Source organism: Sulfoacidibacillus thermotolerans (assembly GCF_003144315.1).
GTDB classification, from domain to species: domain Bacteria; phylum Bacillota; class Bacilli; order Alicyclobacillales; family SLC66; genus Sulfoacidibacillus; species Sulfoacidibacillus thermotolerans.
This window is the reverse complement of sequence record NZ_MPDK01000060.1, coordinates 1-2,923: the sequence shown is the minus strand read 5'-3', so window position 1 is coordinate 2,923 and position 2,923 is coordinate 1. Positions and strand designations below refer to the sequence as shown.

4 protein-coding genes are annotated in these 2,923 nt (G+C 42.6%); all 4 read right to left on the bottom strand.

Annotation, left to right across the window (positions count from 1 at the left end; all coding sequences use genetic code 11):
- The coding region (locus BM613_RS14150) for a 7-cyano-7-deazaguanine synthase (protein ID WP_181363202.1) at positions 1 to 1,024 on the bottom strand (1,024 nt) is incomplete at its 3' end.
- Positions 993 to 1,751 carry a hypothetical protein gene (locus tag BM613_RS15405; protein ID WP_219930716.1) on the bottom strand — a complete coding sequence of 253 codons (759 nt, stop codon included), beginning with the start codon at positions 1,749 to 1,751 and terminating at the stop codon, positions 993 to 995. The genes BM613_RS15405 and BM613_RS14150, both read right to left, overlap by 32 nt.
- Before the next feature lie 112 nt (positions 1,752 to 1,863).
- Complete coding sequence (locus BM613_RS14140; RefSeq protein WP_146192840.1) at positions 1,864 to 2,628, bottom strand: 7-carboxy-7-deazaguanine synthase QueE; 765 nt, start codon at positions 2,626 to 2,628, stop codon at positions 1,864 to 1,866.
- A 68-nt stretch (positions 2,629 to 2,696) separates the two neighbouring features.
- Positions 2,697 to 2,923, bottom strand: a 227-nt coding sequence (locus tag BM613_RS15245; protein ID WP_219930715.1) for a hypothetical protein, incomplete at its 5' end; no start/stop codon positions are given.

Below are 2,923 nucleotides of genomic sequence, written 5' to 3'. Positions count from 1 at the left end.
CAATTGCAGCATCTTGGTCAAATAACGGGCTATCTTTTTTATCGTAAATTGGGATTGGGAATTCAACTAATGGAACTTCCATCACTTCCGCAATTTTACGAATAGCCTTCAACTCGTTAGTTTCTGCACGACAACCATACTGGAAGTTAATTAAAGTGACATCTAAACCATTGGACTTACACATCTGAGCTGCTACTGTGCTGTCCATACCACCACTGGCGACAACTAACGCGCGTTGAGTCTGTTTATTTGGAATAAGATCAACTTCATTGCATACATCAGTGGATGTGACCACATTACACGAATAAGGTTTCAGCATCTGCTTAATCGCACGGGTTGGTAACATGTCTTCCTGGCTGGCGAAATACATACCAGTATCACTCTTACCAATCCAGATTGGACGATAATTACATGCTGTAAACACATACCCAGGAAGTGAATCGTGCGTTGCAAGGATTGCGTAACTTCCTTTCAACTTGCGAATAACTTCATGAAATACATTATAAAGGTAATCTGAATCAGACAGACACGTTTCATCCGCCGAAAGTGTGCATTCCGCTAACTGTTCGACGATCGCAGCACTATCAATCTTAGTCTGTAGGGCATAGGTACGAAGGTCTTTATCGTTCGCAATAGTACCGTTATGAACAATAGTCCAACCATCCATATGATACGGTTGCTGGTCCCACTCATTCTTGTCAACGACCCACTCTGTAGTCGGTTCAGCGCGAGCGTTACCAATCATTGTGAAGCTACCAATAGCTCCAGCATGAGATACAATGCGCCCAACTTTAACAAGACGTTCCAGCGATGTTTTCTTACCGACACTAACAATACGTTGCGGGTGCATACTGTGGTCACCATGCGTAAAGCGTACACCAAGACCATCACGACCACGGTTGATACTAGCTTTAATAAGATCCTCAATGTCGTTACGGATAATAAGACTTTCAGGTTGACCGTTAGTAATAACACCAAAGATAGAGCACATATTATTTACCTTCCTTAACCATTTCAATTTCACGCTCAACGGATGCAATAATATCGTTGAGGTCTTCCAGTAAGTCTTTATGACCGCGCTCACCAGCACACAGCACTTTCTTCAGTGCGTGTTGCATAGGCCCACTGGTTACATTGAATGCTTTAATTACATCATACACGTCAACCCATACATCAATTTCGATTGGGCTACCGTTAATGTCATGCGATTCAAAACTTTTGATTTTGCGCATATATTTATTTGGACGTGGAGCTTTAATCTCCTGGATGCAATCCTTATTAACAAACGCTTCATTAACGAATAGTTCCGGCTCGCCTTCTTTGTTACGATCAACTTTAAAGACACTCGTAAGTACATCTTCCATGATACCAGCTAATTTTTCAGAAGAAGTTTTATGGTTTTTAATTATCTCTTCCACTGCTTCCGCTTTCTGTGTTCCGCTAACAGAAGCACTAATGCGCCATTTGTAAAGTGCGTTACGCGGAGGCGTTACATGCGTATTGTAGACTGTCTTTAAGTTCATAAGATCATTTCCATCCATGCCTTCAACAAAGACAGTGAGTTCGGGACTGCTATCGTTCAGAACATCTACTAAATATCCTTCTCGAATTACAGATGCAAGAGCTGCATGGGATGCCGCCTGAGAAACTGTGGTCACATAATGTTTTACAAATCCGTCTTCATCAAACAGACACTGGTTTAACACATTTTGTGGAACAATTTGACCGAGTAATTGAATATGCTTATTCATAACGATTTACCTTATCAGTTGAACATACCATGTCTTTTAGCGCGTTGACCGTCACCAGCATAATGGTCATTAGCCGCAGCAATCATCCACGCGTTTTTGAATATGTATAACTTCACTCTACACCTAAATACTTGTGAATCTGCAATTGAACGATATAATTGTGCTTCATTGCGTATTTAACAACAGCCTGAGCGTTTGCTTTATTAGCATCGTCGTCCTGTTCATCCATAGGTTGAAGATAAATTTTACCTTTAAAGTGTACAGGTGGACGTGCGATAAATGGTGTTGCACGGTGATCCAGTGCCTGCAACGGTAATCCATCTTCTTCGTTGACGTTTCCGCTTTTCATTACATATTTGAAAGCATCAGCTCGAGCGGAAACGCTAGGGTGAATCTTTGCTGCCTTAGGACTACATACTACCACACAGTTATAGTTGAGTTCACGCGGGATAGGCATAGTTCCGTTAGTTTCAACCTGTACGCGATAACCTTTCATATCAATGAGGTAATTGATAAAATTAGCAACTTCAGGTTGACGGAAAGGTTCGCCGCCAGTAATGACAACTAAGTTAGTCTTAGCTTCACCAGTAACACGGACAATCTCTTGCCAAATGTCACAGTGACTCATCTTTTTACGATTTGACGTATAGTTTGTATCACAACCTGGGCATTGTAAGTTGCAACCAGCTAATCGAACAAATACGGCAGGTTGACCACAAAATGGGCCTTCGCCTTGAATGGTATGAAAAATGGAATGCACGTCAAGAATACCACGTTCACGAACTAACTTCTCAGGTTCCTGAGTATTAATAATTTTCATATGATTTCCAAATTTGGCTTGAGCCCAGTGGTGGGCGATAATGGCTTGTGCAAACATTTGAACCTCGGGGTAAGATAACAAAGGGGCAGTAAATGCCCCTTCTGAGTTTCCGAAGTGTCTACAGATTACTCTGCAGATTTCTGAGACGGAATTTCTACGTTAGCGGCCGCCTGTGCAATATTAGCAGGTACTGGAACGGATACGCGACCAGTAATGCCCATGTATTTTTTCCAGCGAGCGTATTCCGCTTTGACGTTCGCTTCGTTCAGGCCTTTGTCCAGTGCAACCGGCAGAACGTAGCTGATCGGCGCAGTCTGGCCCCGCTCCCGGGGAACAGCGTCAAAAATGTCCC